The sequence below is a fragment of the Pseudomonas sp. PDM15 genome, assembly GCF_014851565.1.
Taxonomy (GTDB): Bacteria; Pseudomonadota; Gammaproteobacteria; order Pseudomonadales; family Pseudomonadaceae; genus Aquipseudomonas.
Map to the genome: position 1 here is coordinate 227,158 of NZ_JACVAA010000003.1, position 13,281 is coordinate 240,438.

The following is a 13,281-nucleotide window of genomic DNA, read 5'->3' on the forward strand; positions in this document are numbered from 1 at the left end:
CATGGCAGGGGAAGCGGAGGTTCTCGAGTTCAAGCAGAACATCCTCGCCAAGCTCAAGTACGCGGTCGGCAAGGACCCGGGCAACGCCTTCGACCACGACTGGTTCGAGGCCATCGCCCTGGCTGCCCGCGACCATGTGATCGATCGCTGGGAAGAAGCCTCGGCCCAGCTCGACCGACGCGGGCAGAAGCGCATCTACTACCTGTCGCTGGAATTCCTCATCGGCCGCCTGCTGATCGACAACCTGAGCAACCTGGGTCTGCTCGATGTCGCTCGCCAGGCCCTGGCCGAACTCAATGTGGACCTGGAGCGCATCCGCCAGGTCGAACCCGACGCGGCGCTCGGCAATGGCGGCCTCGGTCGTCTGGCCGCCTGTTTCATGGAGAGCCTGGCCACCCTCGGCCTGGCCGCCCATGGTTATGGCATCCGCTACGAGCACGGCCTGTTCCGCCAGGTGGTCGCCGATGGCTGGCAGCTGGAGCAGACCGAAACCTGGCTGGACTTCGGTAACCCCTGGGAATTCGAACGCCCGGAAGTCAGCTACAGCATCGGTTTCGGCGGCAGCGTGCACAGCTTGGCGGAGGAGGGTGAGCTGCCCCGGCATGTCTGGCAACCCACCGAGACCATTCGCGCCATCGCTTACGACACCCCGGTGATCGGCTGGCGCCGCAACGCGGTGAATACCCTGCGCCTGTGGCGCGCGCGCGCCGAGGAAGACCTGCAGCTTGACCGCTTTAACGCCGGCGACCATATCGGTGCGGTGGTGGATGTAGTGCGCGCCGAAAGCATCTCGCGGGTGCTGTATCCAGCCGACAGCACCGAGGCCGGGCAGGAGCTGCGTCTGCGCCAGGAGTTCTTCTTTGTCTCCGCCTCGCTGCAGGACCTGTTGCAGCGCCACCTGCGCGAGCAGGGCGATATCCGCAGCCTACCGCAGCACGCGGCGATCCAGCTCAACGACACCCACCCGGCCATCGCCGTGGCCGAGCTGATGCACCTGCTGGTGGATGTGCATCAGCTCAGTTGGTACGACGCCTGGCAGCTGACGGTGGCGACCCTGTCCTACACCAACCACACGCTGCTGCCCGAGGCGCTGGAGTCCTGGCCAGTCTCGCTGATGGAGCGCCTGCTGCCGCGTCACATGCAGATCATCTACCTGATCAACTCGTATCACATCGACTCGCTGCGGGCTCAGGACATCCACGATTTCACGCTGTTGCGCTCGGTGTCGCTGATCGAGGAAGACCATGGCCGGCGGGTACGCATGGGCAACCTGGCATTCCTCGGTGCGCACAGCGTCAACGGTGTGTCGGCGTTGCACACCGAGCTGATGCGCAAGACGGTATTCCGCGATTTGCACGGCCTGTACCCGACGCGAATCAACAACAAGACCAATGGCGTGACCTTCCGCCGCTGGTTGTTCCAGGTGAACCCGCAACTCACCGAGCTGCTGGTGGAGACCCTTGGGCCAGAAGTACTGGATTCGCCGGAGACCGTGCTGCGTGGTCTGGAAAAGCACGCCGACAAGAAGACCATGCACAAGCGCTTCGCCACCCTGCGCCAGCAGAACAAGGCAGCCCTGGCCGCGCTGGTGCAGGAGCGCCTGGGCGTGACCCTGGACACCAGCGCGCTGTTCGATGTGCAGGTCAAGCGTATCCACGAGTACAAGCGCCAGCTGCTCAACCTGATCCACACCGTGGCCCTGTACCAGGCGATCCGCAATGACCCGACCACCGACTGGGTGCCGCGGGTGAAGATCTTCGCCGGCAAGGCGGCGGCCAGCTATCACCAGGCCAAGCTGACCATCAAGCTGGCCAACGACATCAGCCGCACGGTCAACGACGACCCCACGGTGCGCGGCCTGCTCAAGGTGGTGTTCATCCCCAACTACAACGTCAGCCTGGCCGAGACCATCATTCCGGCGGCGGACCTGTCCGAGCAGATCTCCACCGCCGGGCTGGAGGCCTCCGGCACCAGTAACATGAAGTTCGCCCTCAACGGCGCGCTGACCATCGGCACCCTGGACGGGGCCAACGTGGAGATGAGCGAGCAGGTGGGCAACGACAACATGTTCATCTTCGGCATGACCGCGCAGCAGGTGGAACTGCGCAAACAGGCCGGCGAGCTGAACATGACCAGCGTCATCGCCGGCTCTGATCGCCTGAGCGCCGCGCTGGAGGCGATTCGCGGCGGCGTGTTCTCGCCGGACGACCCGACGCGCTACGTGGGCCTGATCGACGCCCTGGTGCACGACGACCGCTTCATGGTCTGCGCCGACTTCGACGACTACTGGGCGACTCAACGCCGGGTCGACGAACTCTGGCAAGACCCGGCCCGCTGGTGGCGCGCGGCGGTGCTCAATACGGCTCGAATGGGCTGGTTCTCTTCGGATCGGACCATTCGCGAGTACGCCAAGGAGATTTGGGGAGCGCCGGCTGTGGGGTGACGGGGTTCAGTGGCGAGCCAGGGACATCGTTGGGCCTGCCGCTGGGTTAGGGAGCAGGCTTTGGTCAATCCCACTGAGCAAAGAGAGCGGCTTGAGCCGCTTGTTAGGTATGGCTCTATACGCCTCTGATGATTGGCTCATTGCTAAAGCCGCCTTTCAAAAAAGATACGTTGATAATTGTTGAGCAACGCATACACATTGAACCTGTGAAATTTGAGTATTCCTTGGTTCCTAATTGTTGATATGAACCTAAGGTTCTTTCATCGTCGGCCTGGTCATCTGCGTCGTTATACCAATAGCATTCGTTAAGCTGGAGAAAGCCCCGATCGTTGCCGTTCAGGAGTTCCTCCACCTTCTGTTCATCGGCTAAGCCACGATAGGTTCTAACTTTGTATTCTGAAATTTGAACTTCTACTTCTATCCAGATAATTTGCAATGCCAGTAGTTATTAACTTGCCTACACCTGAGTCAAGCTGCACCGCGAAGCGGCATCGGTTTGGTCGATTAGTTGGATCCGACTGGAATCTCGCCTTCCCAAGACCAAGCGCGGTACGACGAAGGCCCGCCGTGAAGCTTGTGAATGAGCTTTGCATAGCTTGGGTTTGTCTTGCCGATGGAGGCCAGCGGACCGAATCCATAACTTGCTACTCGACCGTCGTAACCATTTTCGACGCTGGCACAAAGACGCCCAGACAAGAAGCCTTGAATTTGATCGACGGCCTCGTCCGCAATTTTTGAGTCGAAAACGGATGGCGGAAGTGGACTGTGGCAAACGCAGTGCGAGTGGAAGACCTTGGAGTACACCGTGATTTCATTCGCTGCCACGATAGTCGCACGAAGAAAGCCGACGTCTTCGCATGGCGAGGGGATGTCCAGCAGCAGCTGGCCGGACTCCGAACGGGTAATCGAATGGGGGGGAAGCTCTATTTCGGCGAGGCGCTGGAGAAATAGCGCTTCTAACGATTGCTCGGACACTTTGCGCCTTCCTGAGGAAGCAACGTTGGTAAAGGGGCGGCCGCAAGCGTAGCTTGTGCCCCGGAGTGAGAGCAGCGAACGACTTGAGCCAAGTGTTATGTTGAACTCGACAGAAGATATTTATAAGTATGTTGCAATAACAAAGTCATGGTGTTCAACAAAAAATGTAATTGCGCCTTGGTCTTCCTCGTCTCTGTGCTCAATGCAGACAGAGTTCTGGCTTATTAGACGATTCCACGGCCCCTCTTCATCTTCTGTGCTGCTGATCAAGCCATAGTACTCAATTAGATTCCAGTTTATATTTTTAATGGTTTCAGAATTGCCTGGGGGAAGTTTGCTGTAAATTTTCTCGTTAAAAATTTTTTGAATAAATTCAAAATCCACGGTCGTTTTTTGGGAGGGTTGCCCTTGTTGCTTTTCTTGAGGCATGTGCTCGTCAACTATGGATTCTAAGGTTCTTCCATTCTTTTCAATGAGGGCTGCGCCAAAAGATCTTGCATGATGCCCGATGACGCATCTTAATGCATTCAGAAAGCCATCCAATTCTAAGGCGTGAATCTCTGGCTTTAGTATTTCCAGCTTCAGGTTTCTCATGTGCTTGGATTGAAGTGTAGTTATAAATAGAAGCCAGCTGATGTATGGCGAATTGCTCAATCGGATTAAAATTATTTATAAGGCTCGGTAGCAAGCTCTAAATAGCGGCTTTCACAAAGTAAGACACCAATCTGTAAGTCTTTTTGCCAACTGGCCGTGGCCGCAGGGTAGCTTGCTACACAGTCTTGAGACAATGGTCGGCAGAGGTGTTGATCTGCTGATGAGTACTCCAAATCTGATTATTAACGCCAATCCAACAAGTCCTTCAAATAAACCCAGGCTGATGACGCTCGGCCACATAGTCCAGCGGCAGCGCCGCGGCCTTGATGAAGAAGGATGCCAGTTCGGTTTCCACCAGGGTCTGGTTGATCGATTCTAGCGGCGCCTCCAGGCGCTGGACTTCCGGGCCGTAGCTCTTTTCGTGAAGCACCAGGTTGCGCCCGGTCAGGGCACCAATGCGATAGACGCAGGGCACCCCGTCGCTCGGACGCTTGAGGGTCAGGCGCAGTTCGGGGTGTTCGTCGTTGCGCAGTTGCGTGTGCGCCTCCAGGCCATTGGCGTGGGCGTAGCGGGCGGCTTCCTCGAAGTGCAGCGCGGCGCAATCGACCAGGGCCACCAGCAGGGCGTCGCGGAAGGTTTCTTCGTTGTTCATCTATCGCTACCTCGGCTGTCGGACATTGGCTGTTCGACCGGGCGGCGTGCGGCGAGTGCCGGGCTTTTTCAGCGCAGCGGCGTGGTGAAAATCGCTAGAACCTCTGCGGAGCGACCCTCTCATAGCTAGAAGGCGCCGTTCACGGCGCAACCGTAGCCATGAGGAGAACGACATGTCAGAGAAGAAGAGCCCGAGCGAGGCGGCGGGCACCCACACTCTCGATCGCGGCAACAGCAACGCCAAGTTGGACCAGCTGGAGCGCTGGCGCGAAGACGCCAGTGGCGAGGCCCTGACCTCCAATACCGGGGTCAAGGTAGCCGACAACCAGAACACGCTGAAGGCCGGCGAGCGGGGGCCCTCGCTGCTGGAAGACTTCCTGATGCGCGAGAAGATCACCCACTTCGACCACGAGCGCATTCCCGAGCGGGTAGTGCATGCGCGTGGTTCAGCGGCACACGGCTACTTCCAGGTCTATGAGCCGCTGAGCGACCTGACCTGCGCCGACTTCCTCAACCATCCGGAAAAGAAGACCCCGGTGTTCGTGCGCTTCTCCACCGTGCAGGGCCCGCGTGGCTCCGCGGACACGGTACGCGACGTGCGCGGCTTCGCCACCAAGTTCTATACCGACGAGGGCAACTTCGACCTGGTCGGCAACAACATGCCGGTGTTCTTCATCCAGGATGCGATCAAGTTTCCCGACTTCGTCCATGCCGTGAAGCCCGAGCCGCACAACGAGATACCTACCGGCGCCTCGGCCCATGACACCTTCTGGGACTTCGTCTCGCTGCAGCCGGAGTCGGCGCACATGGTGCTGTGGGCCATGTCGGACCGCGGCATTCCGGTGGCCTACCGGGCCATGCAGGGCTTCGGCGTACACACTTTCCGCCTGGTCAACGCCGAGGGCCGCAGCGTGTTCGTCAAGTTCCACTGGCGGCCGGTGTCCGGCGTCTATTCGCTGGTCTGGGACGAGGCGCAGAAGCTGGCGGGCAAGGACCCCGACTTCAACCGCCGGCAGCTGTGGGAGGACATCGAGAGCGGCGACTATCCCGAATGGGAGCTGGGCCTGCAGGTGATCCCCGAGGAGGACGAGCACAAGTTCGACTTCGACCTGCTCGATCCGACCAAACTGGTGCCCGAGGAACTGGTACCGGTGCGTGTGGTGGGCAAGATGGTGCTCAACCGCAACCCGGATAACTTCTTCGCCGAGACCGAGCAGGCTGCGTTCCACATCGGCCATGTGGTGCCGGGCATCGACTTCAGCAACGATCCGCTGCTGCAGGGCCGGCTGTTCTCCTATACCGACACCCAGCTGCTGCGTCTGGGCGGGCCCAACTTCAACGAGATCCCGATCAACCGGCCGCTGTGCCCGTTCCACAACAACAACCGCGATGCTCCGCACCGGCAGACCATCAACAAGGGCAGGGCGGCCTACGAGCCCAACTCGATCGATGGTGGCTGGCCCAAGGAAACCCCGCCGGCGGCCAGTGGCGGCGGTTTCGCCTCCTACCCGGAGCCCATGAGCGGAGTGAAACTGCGCAAGCGTGCCGACTCGTTCGGTGATCACTTTTCCCAGGCCCGGCTGTTCTGGAACAGCATGGCGCCCCATGAGAAGGAACACATCATTGCCGCCTACAGCTTCGAGCTGGGCAAGGTGGAGCGTCGCGAAATCCGCGAGCGCCAGGTCAACGAAATCCTCGCCAATATCGACCCGACGCTGGCCACGCGAGTGGCGCAGAACCTCGGCCTGCCCGCGCCGGCCGGCAGCACCGTGGCCCCGGTGAAAACGACGCTGAAGGAGTCGCCGGCGCTGAGCCAGGCCAATCTGCTGTCGGGCAATGTCCGCTCGCGCAAGGTCGCCATCCTGGTGGCTGACGGCGCCAACGCCGATGACATCAGCCATATCATCGGTGTGCTCAACAGCGAAGGCGCCACCGCCAAGGTGATCGGCCCCAGCTCGGCGCCAGTGAAGACCAGCGATGGCAACACCCTGGTACCCGACGCCACCCTGGACGGGCTGCCCTCGATCGCGTTCGATGCGGTGTTTGTGCCCGGCGGCGCCGAGGCGGCCAAGGCGCTGCTGGCCAACGGCGCGGCACTGCACTACTTGCTGGAGGCCTACAAGCACCTCAAGGCCATCGCCTTGTGCGGCGAGGCGGCGGACCTGATGGCAGAGCTGCGGCTGGAGGCGGATGAGGGGCTGCTGAGCGCGGCCAAGGCAGAGGATCTGTGCGCCGATCTGGTCAAGGCCATGGCCCAGCACCGGGTGTGGGCGCGCGAACCGAAGGCCAAGGCGATTCCCGCCTGATGTGCTGTGTGGCACTCCGGCCTACGGGCCGGGGTGCCTCTACTCTCAACTAGCGATGGGCGAAGTGGTGCGCCGCGCGATAGGCCGGGCTCAGCACCGGGCGCGGCAGCTTCGGTCGTGGCGCCTTGCGCCGGGTGGGAATTGCCGCCGGCGGCGGCATGACGGCGCGGGGCCGGCTGTAGGCGGAATGGCGGCGGGCGATGCGCAGCATGCCCCAGAGCATGGCTGCGGCGACCAGGAACCAGGCCGAGATCATCAGCAGAATGATGCTTGCGGGTCCCATCAGCTATCTCCTTCGACGATGCGCACGCGCTCATGCACGTGCAGCGACACGGTCATTTCATCCAGTAGCCCGGCGGCGAAGCGGCGCAGGGGCAGGGCGCGGTCACCGGGCTGCACGAAGTCGGCGAACTGTAGGGTCTCGCCCGTCGGCGCCGGTGCCTCGACCAGGGTCCAGGCAATCGGGCTGGCCAGCAGGCGCTCCTGCAGATGGCTCACAGGCGCAGAGGGCTGCTGCGGGCTCTCGTCCAGCCAGGCGAAGTCGTCCACCACCAGCAGGCGCTTCACACCGGCTGTTTCCAGGCCATCCAGCATGGCGAGCAGGGCGCGGAACAGCAGAGGGAAATCGTCCCGGGCAGTGCCCGGCAACTGCTCGCCGAGCAGGCAGATGACCGCATCCATGCCGGCCACGCTGTGGCTGACGGAAAGCGCGTCGGACAGGTCGCCCCCTTTGGTACGCAGGCCTGGAATCGAGGGCAGGGCATTGAGCTGGTCGACGATGGCCATCGCCTCGTACTGGCGGTGCAACGCCTCGACCAGCACCGCGCTGCCCAGGCTGCTGCGGGCGCCGTAGAGCGCCAGCTTGTAGGCAGGAGTCTCCAGGTTTTTCATGGCTCAGGGCTGCAGGTGGTGGCCAGGGGAGGCGGCGGTCTTCTCCTTGTCGATACGGCTGGCCTGCACATCGGTGATCGCCCCAGGCCGGGCCTCGCTATGCAGGGCCTGCAGATAGAACAGCGCCTGTTCCGGCGTCAGCGTCTCGCTGTCGGCCTGCACCGTGACGGATTGCGGCTGGTTATCGAGGATGAAACTGACCAGGAAATCGTACTTCTTCGCCATGGTTGAACTCCCGTGCTGCGTGGCCTGGCGGCCTCCTGACTGATAGACCACGGGGTGGCCAAAAGGAGTTCAGGTATTTGTTGATAAAACCTTCGGCGATTGTCTGCGGTCGACAGGTTATCGGGTACCCGACGGTGGGCCGCAGGAGGAACAGATGACTTTCATGTGTTTGATCAGTGGCTGTAACTGGATCAATGGCAACACCACTCTGATGGGCAAGGAGACTCTGCTGTGCCAGTGCTGTAGCCGATGCGGCAGTTTCCGTTACCTGCCCGGAGAGAATCACTGAAACTTTGTCCGACCACGACGGGTCGGCCCATAACACTCCCAGGATGCGACTGTCATGGCTCGAGCTATCTGGAAAGGCGCTATCAGTTTCGGTCTGGTGCATATCCCGGTGGCACTGGTTTCAGCCACGTCGTCCCAGGGCGTCGACTTCGACTGGCTGGACAAACGCAGCATGGAACCGGTCGGTTACAAGCGGGTGAACAAGGTCACCGGCAAGGAAGTGACCAAGGAACACATCGTCAAGGGCGTGGCGTACGAGAAGGGCCGTTACGTGGTGCTCAGCGAGGAGGAGATCCGCGCCGCTCACCCGGAGTCGACCCAGACCATCGATATCTTCGCCTTCGTCGATAGCCCGCAGATCCCGCTGCAGAACATCGACACACCCTATTACCTGACTCCCGACCGCCGTGGTGAAAAGGTCTATGCGCTGCTGCGCGAGGCCCTGGCCAGCACCGATAAGGTGGCCCTGGCCCACGTGGTGTTGCACACCCGCCAGCACCTGGCGGCGCTGATGGCACTGGAATCGGCCCTGGTGCTGGTGAAGCTGCGCTGGCCGAGCGAGGTGCGTGGCCTGGAATCGCTGGAGCTGGGCTCCGCGGTGACCAGCCCGAAGCTGGTGAAAAGCGAACTGGACATGGCCAAGCGGCTGATCAAGGACATGAGCGCCGATTGGCAGCCAGAGGATTACCACGACAGCTTCCAGGATCGGATCATGGAACTGGTGGAGCAGAAGGCCAAGGCCGGCAAGATCGAGGAGGTTGAGCGCGTGGACGGCCAGGAAGAGCGGCGCAGCGCCGATGTCATCGACCTTACCGAATTGCTCAAGCGCAGCCTCGGCGGCAAGGCAGAGAGCAAACCATCGAAGCCCAAGGCGAAGCCGAAGGCGGCCAGCACGACCCCACGCAAGACCGCCAAGACGGCACGCAAATAAGCCAGGAAAACCGACATGGCCAGGGCGCAGAGCGAATACAACCGCAAACGCAATTTCGAGCAGACCAGCGAGCCCCGCGAAGAGCCGCGCAAGCGCACCCGCAAGGCCGGCGCCCTGCGTTTCGTGATCCAGAAGCACGATGCCCGGCGCCTGCACTATGACTTCCGTCTGGAACTGGGCGGTACCCTGAAGAGCTGGGCGGTGCCCAAGGGGCCGAGCCTGGATCCACGCGACAAACGCCTGGCGGTGCACGTGGAAGACCACCCTTTGGACTATGCCAGCTTCGAGGGCAGCATTCCCGAGGGTAACTACGGCGCCGGCGACGTGATCGTCTGGGACCATGGCATCTGGCAGCCCCATGGCGACCCGGCGGCGGGCTACGCAGCCGGCAAGCTCAAGTTCACCCTGGTCGGCGAGAAGCTGGCCGGCGACTGGACCCTGGTGCGTACCCATCTGCGTGGCAGCAGTGACAAGCAGCAGTGGTTGCTGATCAAGGAGAGTGACGACACCGCACGTTCGGCCGACGAGTACGACGTGGTCGAGGCGCAGCCGCAGAGCGTGATCAGCGGCGGGCTGGTCGGCGGGCCGAGCAAGAAGGCGGTGCGCAAGGCGGCGGAAAGCAAGAAGGTCAAGCCCAAAGCCAAGGCTGCCAGCGCCGATTTTCCGGCCAGCCTGGCGCCGCAGCTGGCCACCCTGATGGAGCGGCCTCCAGAGGGCGACTGGCTGTACGAGGTGAAGTTCGACGGCTACCGCATTCTCGCCCGCATCACTGATGGCGAGGTGCGCCTGTTCACCCGCAACGGCCACGACTGGACGGCGCGCCTGCCGCTGCAGGCCGAAGCCCTGGCCAAGTTGGGGCTGCGCGATACCTGGCTGGATGGTGAAGTGGTGGTGATGAACGACCAGGGCCTGCCGGACTTCCAGCTGCTGCAGAACGCCTTCGACATCGGTCGCAGCCACGACATCCTTTACTACCTGTTCGACGCGCCCTTCATCAATGGCGAGGACCTGCGCGAGACGCCGCTGGAGCAGCGCCGCGACCAGCTCAAACAGCTGCTGGGCAACCCGCGGCGTTCGCCCTTGCGTTTCTCGGCGGCGTTCAGCGCGCGCCATGAGGACATCATCGAAAGCGCCTGCGCCATGTCCCTGGAAGGCGTGATCGGCAAGCGCGCCGGCAGCCGCTACGTGTCACGCCGCAGCCCGGACTGGATCAAGCTCAAGTGCCGCCTGCGCCAGGAGTTCGTCATTGTCGGCCATACCAAGCCGCAGGGCAGCCGGAGCGGCTTCGGTGCATTGCTGCTGGCGGTCAACGAGGACGACGGTCTGCGCTACGCCGGGCGAGTCGGCAGCGGCTTCGGCGAGGTGGCGTTGAAGGAGCTGCATCAGCAACTGCAGAAATTGGCGCGCAGCGATTCGCCACTGGCGCACAAGCTCACTTCCGCGCAGACCCGCGGAGTCAGCTGGGTCGAGCCACAGCTGGTCGGCGAGGCGGAGTTCGCCGAGTGGACACGCGAAGGCATCGTGCGCCAGGCCACCTTCGTCGCCCTGCGCAGCGATAAACCGGCCAGCCAGATCGTACGCGAGCGTCCGCGCCCACCGGAGCAGCTCGGCGCCAAGGCCAAGCCCGTCAAGCCAAGCAAATCTGCGAGTGGCAAGGGCGCCAAGCCGGTGGTGGCCGAGGTGCCGATCAGCAATCCGCAGCGGGTGATCGACCCGGACAGCGGCACCACCAAGCTGGACCTGGCGCTGTTCTACGAAGTGATCGCCCAGTGGCTGCTGCCGTACCTGGACAATCGTCCGGTATCGCTGGTGCGAGCGCCGGACGGCGTGGGCGGCGAGCAGTTCTTCCAGAAGCACGCCGAGCGCCTGGCCATTCCCAACATCAAACACCTGGACCCGAGTCTGGACCCCGGCCACGCCAGGCTGATGGAAATCGACAGCCTGCCGGCGCTGGTTGGTGCTGTGCAGATGGGCACCATCGAGCTGCACACCTGGGGTGCCACCAGTGATCGCATCGAGACACCGGACCACTTTGTCCTTGATCTCGACCCGGACCCCGCGCTGCCCTGGCGCAGCATGCTCGAAGCCACTCGCCTGACCCTAGCCGTGCTCGATGAGCTGCATCTGGACGCCTACCTGAAAACCAGCGGCGGCAAGGGCATCCACATCATCGTGCCGCTGGCCCGGCGCGCCGACTGGGATACGGTCAAGGGCTTCGCCAAGGCCGTCGCCCAGTTCATGACCCGCCAGCTGCCGGAGCGCTTCACCGCCACCTCCGGGCCGAAGAACCGGGTCGGCAAGATCTTCATCGACTACCTGCGCAACGGCCGCGGCGCCAGCACCGTGGCCGCCTACTCGGTACGTGCCCGGCCCGGGCTACCGGTATCCGTACCGATCAGCCGCGACGAGCTGGACGGCCTGCGCAGCGCCCAGCAATGGACCATTGCCAACCTGCAGGAACGTCTCGACGGCCTGCGGGACAACCCCTGGAGCGGCTATGCCAACCGCCAACGCCTGACCCGCGCCATGTGGGACCGGCTCGGCGCCACACCGCCCGCAAGTGAATGACGAGGAAATTCCATGAGCGAGAAACAGACACTGCCAGCGCAGCACCAGGAAACCCCGCATGGCAGCGAGGCGCAGATGGACCCGCCACCGGTGTACATCGACGAGCGCTATCGCGGCGCCGGCAAGCTGGAGGGCAAGGTCGCCATCATCAGCGGTGCCGACAGCGGCATCGGCCGTGCGGTAGCCGTGCATTTCGCCGAAGAAGGTTGCGACATCGTGCTGCTGTACTTCGACCGCGATGAAGACGCCCGCCACACCCAGGCGGAGATCGAACGCCGCGGCCGCCAGGTACTACCCCTGGCCGGCGATGTGGCGGACGCCGAGTTCTGCCGCCAGGTGGTCGAGCAGGCCATCGGCAAATGGGGACACATCGATATCCTGGTCAACAATGCCGGCGAGCAGCAGCCCCAGGATGGTCTGGAAGACATCAGCGAAGAGCAGTGGGAGCAAACCTTCCGCACCAATATCTTCGGCATCTTCCAGCTGACCAAGGCCACGCTGCCGCATCTGAAGGACGGGGCGGCGATCATCAACACCACCTCGATCACCGCTTACAAGGGGCACCCCGTGCTGCTCGACTACTCGTCGACCAAGGGCGCGATCACCACTTTCACCCGCTCGCTGGCGCTGAACCTGGCCAAGCGCGGCATTCGCGTCAACGCGGTCGCGCCGGGGCCGATCTGGACACCGCTGATCACCTCGACCTTCCCGCCGGACAAGGTCGCCACCTTCGGTTCGGACACCCCCATGCAGCGCCCCGGCCAGCCCGCCGAAGTGGCACCGGCGTTCGTTTACCTGGCCAGCAACGACTCGTCCTATGTCAGCGGCCAGGTGCTGCATGTGAACGGCGGTTCTGTGGTGAATGGCTAGCGGCTGGCGCGTCGCAACCTCAGGCTGCGGCGTGCCAGTACCAGAACAGGGCGATTTCCCCAGGGGCGGCGAGGGTGCCATACAGGTGCACATCGAAGCCGCCCAGGCGGAAGCCGAAGCGCTCGTACAGCTTGCAGGCCGCCACGTTGTTGTTCTGCGTCTCCAGCATCAGGCCGGGTAAGCCGCGTCCCTTGCACCAGTCCACGGCATGGTGGAGCAGGGCGGTTGCCACGCCGGCCCGGCGCAGCTTGGCGTCGACCAGGATATTGTCGATGCGTGCATAGCCGTTCCAGGCTTCGGATAGCGCTATCGCGCCGGCTGGCCGACCCGCGAGGCGGGCGATGAATAGTTCGCCATCGCTCTCTTCGTCATCATCGTCACCGTAGGATTTCCGATAGGGCTCCACGTCGACGATGTCGTAGCCGAAACGACCGTCGATGAAATGAGGGCGCAGCTCCTGCGTCACGTCGAAGCTGGCATCCAGGCCGGCCTCGGCCAGCTCCGACAGCGAGCCCCTGTGAATGGTGATGCCGGACATC

14 protein-coding genes are annotated in these 13,281 nt (G+C 62.7%); 6 read left to right on the plus strand and 8 right to left on the minus strand.

All coding sequences use genetic code 11. The features are described from left to right. Nucleotide 1: 1 nt before the first annotated feature. Nucleotides 2-2,443 carry a glycogen/starch/alpha-glucan phosphorylase gene (locus tag IB232_RS09040; protein ID WP_192398182.1) on the plus strand — a complete coding sequence of 814 codons (2,442 nt, stop codon included), beginning with the start codon at nt 2-4 and terminating at the stop codon, nt 2,441-2,443. A gap of 115 nt (nt 2,444-2,558) precedes the next feature. On the opposite strand, the gene IB232_RS09045 is transcribed toward IB232_RS09040, so the two are convergent. From IB232_RS09045 to IB232_RS09060, 4 genes are all read right to left on the minus strand, one after another. Continuing rightward, nucleotides 2,559-2,879, minus strand: coding sequence for a hypothetical protein (locus IB232_RS09045; protein WP_192398183.1), 321 nt, complete (start codon nt 2,877-2,879; stop codon nt 2,559-2,561). A 68-nt stretch (nt 2,880-2,947) separates the two neighbouring features. Next, entirely contained in the window at nt 2,948-3,418 is a 471-nt protein-coding gene (locus IB232_RS09050) for a hypothetical protein (RefSeq protein WP_192398184.1), read from the minus strand. A 120-nt stretch (nt 3,419-3,538) separates the two neighbouring features. After that, complete coding sequence (locus IB232_RS09055; protein ID WP_192398185.1) at nt 3,539-4,012, minus strand: hypothetical protein; 474 nt, start codon at nt 4,010-4,012, stop codon at nt 3,539-3,541. Nucleotides 4,013-4,277: 265 nt separating this feature from the next. Next, complete coding sequence (locus IB232_RS09060; RefSeq protein ID WP_192398186.1) at nt 4,278-4,664, minus strand: hypothetical protein; 387 nt, start codon at nt 4,662-4,664, stop codon at nt 4,278-4,280. 172 nt (nt 4,665-4,836) lie between these two features. Between IB232_RS09060 and katE the strand changes: the two genes are divergently transcribed. Continuing rightward, nucleotides 4,837-6,969, plus strand: coding sequence for a catalase HPII (gene katE / locus IB232_RS09065; protein WP_192398187.1), 2,133 nt, complete (start codon nt 4,837-4,839; stop codon nt 6,967-6,969). 49 nt (nt 6,970-7,018) lie between these two features. Here katE and IB232_RS09070 read toward each other — a convergent pair whose 3' ends face one another. Genes IB232_RS09070 through IB232_RS09080 form a run of 3 tightly spaced genes read right to left on the minus strand, consistent with a single transcriptional unit; the run spans nt 7,019 to nt 8,085 of the window. Beyond that, nucleotides 7,019-7,252 carry a hypothetical protein gene (locus IB232_RS09070; RefSeq protein ID WP_192398752.1) on the minus strand — a complete coding sequence of 78 codons (234 nt, stop codon included), beginning with the start codon at nt 7,250-7,252 and terminating at the stop codon, nt 7,019-7,021. After that, nucleotides 7,252-7,860: an NAD(P)H-binding protein gene (locus IB232_RS09075; protein WP_192398188.1), complete on the minus strand. Its 609-nt coding sequence runs from the start codon at nt 7,858-7,860 to the stop codon at nt 7,252-7,254. The genes IB232_RS09070 and IB232_RS09075 overlap by 1 nt, the downstream gene beginning before the upstream one ends. A gap of 3 nt (nt 7,861-7,863) precedes the next feature. After that, on the minus strand, nt 7,864-8,085 hold the full coding sequence (locus IB232_RS09080; protein ID WP_192398189.1) for a hypothetical protein: 222 nt from the start codon (nt 8,083-8,085) through the stop codon (nt 7,864-7,866). A gap of 154 nt (nt 8,086-8,239) precedes the next feature. On the opposite strand from IB232_RS09080, the gene IB232_RS23745 reads away from it, so the two are divergent. The 4 genes from IB232_RS23745 to IB232_RS09095 are packed head-to-tail and all read left to right on the plus strand — an operon-like array spanning nt 8,240 to nt 12,742. After that, nucleotides 8,240-8,374 carry a PSPA7_2676 family Cys-rich small protein gene (locus IB232_RS23745; RefSeq protein WP_318652249.1) on the plus strand — a complete coding sequence of 45 codons (135 nt, stop codon included), beginning with the start codon at nt 8,240-8,242 and terminating at the stop codon, nt 8,372-8,374. A gap of 54 nt (nt 8,375-8,428) precedes the next feature. Further along, nucleotides 8,429-9,304 (plus strand): Ku protein, encoded by an 876-nt coding sequence (locus IB232_RS09085; RefSeq protein WP_192398190.1) that lies wholly within the window; start codon nt 8,429-8,431, stop codon nt 9,302-9,304. Between the two features lie 15 nt (nt 9,305-9,319). Beyond that, the gene (gene ligD / locus IB232_RS09090; protein ID WP_192398191.1) at nt 9,320-11,872 is read left to right on the plus strand and encodes a DNA ligase D; all 2,553 of its coding nucleotides are present in this window, start codon (nt 9,320-9,322) and stop codon (nt 11,870-11,872) included. A gap of 12 nt (nt 11,873-11,884) precedes the next feature. Continuing rightward, on the plus strand, nt 11,885-12,742 hold the full coding sequence (locus IB232_RS09095; RefSeq protein ID WP_192398192.1) for an SDR family oxidoreductase: 858 nt from the start codon (nt 11,885-11,887) through the stop codon (nt 12,740-12,742). 19 nt (nt 12,743-12,761) lie between these two features. Here IB232_RS09095 and IB232_RS09100 read toward each other — a convergent pair whose 3' ends face one another. Then, nucleotides 12,762-13,280 (minus strand): GNAT family N-acetyltransferase, encoded by a 519-nt coding sequence (locus IB232_RS09100; protein WP_192398193.1) that lies wholly within the window; start codon nt 13,278-13,280, stop codon nt 12,762-12,764. Nucleotide 13,281 lies beyond the last annotated feature (1 nt).

Bases quoted from the DNA above. Each gene is read 5' to 3' on its own strand.
- IB232_RS09040 (WP_192398182.1), top strand. From the start codon at position 2: ATGGCAGGGGAAGCGGAGGTTCTCGAGTTCAAGCAGAACATCCTCGCC.
- IB232_RS09055 (WP_192398185.1), bottom strand. From the start codon at position 4,012: ATGAGAAACCTGAAGCTGGAAATACTAAAGCCAGAGATTCACGCCTTA.
- IB232_RS09100 (WP_192398193.1), bottom strand. From the start codon at position 13,280: ATGTCCGGCATCACCATTCACAGGGGCTCGCTGTCGGAGCTGGCCGAG.
- IB232_RS09080 (WP_192398189.1), bottom strand. From the start codon at position 8,085: ATGGCGAAGAAGTACGATTTCCTGGTCAGTTTCATCCTCGATAACCAG.
- IB232_RS09060 (WP_192398186.1), bottom strand. From the start codon at position 4,664: ATGAACAACGAAGAAACCTTCCGCGACGCCCTGCTGGTGGCCCTGGTC.
- IB232_RS09085 (WP_192398190.1), top strand. From the start codon at position 8,429: ATGGCTCGAGCTATCTGGAAAGGCGCTATCAGTTTCGGTCTGGTGCAT.
- IB232_RS23745 (WP_318652249.1), top strand. From the start codon at position 8,240: ATGACTTTCATGTGTTTGATCAGTGGCTGTAACTGGATCAATGGCAAC.
- IB232_RS09075 (WP_192398188.1), bottom strand. From the start codon at position 7,860: ATGAAAAACCTGGAGACTCCTGCCTACAAGCTGGCGCTCTACGGCGCC.
- IB232_RS09095 (WP_192398192.1), top strand. From the start codon at position 11,885: ATGAGCGAGAAACAGACACTGCCAGCGCAGCACCAGGAAACCCCGCAT.
- ligD (WP_192398191.1), top strand. From the start codon at position 9,320: ATGGCCAGGGCGCAGAGCGAATACAACCGCAAACGCAATTTCGAGCAG.
- katE (WP_192398187.1), top strand. From the start codon at position 4,837: ATGTCAGAGAAGAAGAGCCCGAGCGAGGCGGCGGGCACCCACACTCTC.
- IB232_RS09070 (WP_192398752.1), bottom strand. From the start codon at position 7,252: ATGGGACCCGCAAGCATCATTCTGCTGATGATCTCGGCCTGGTTCCTG.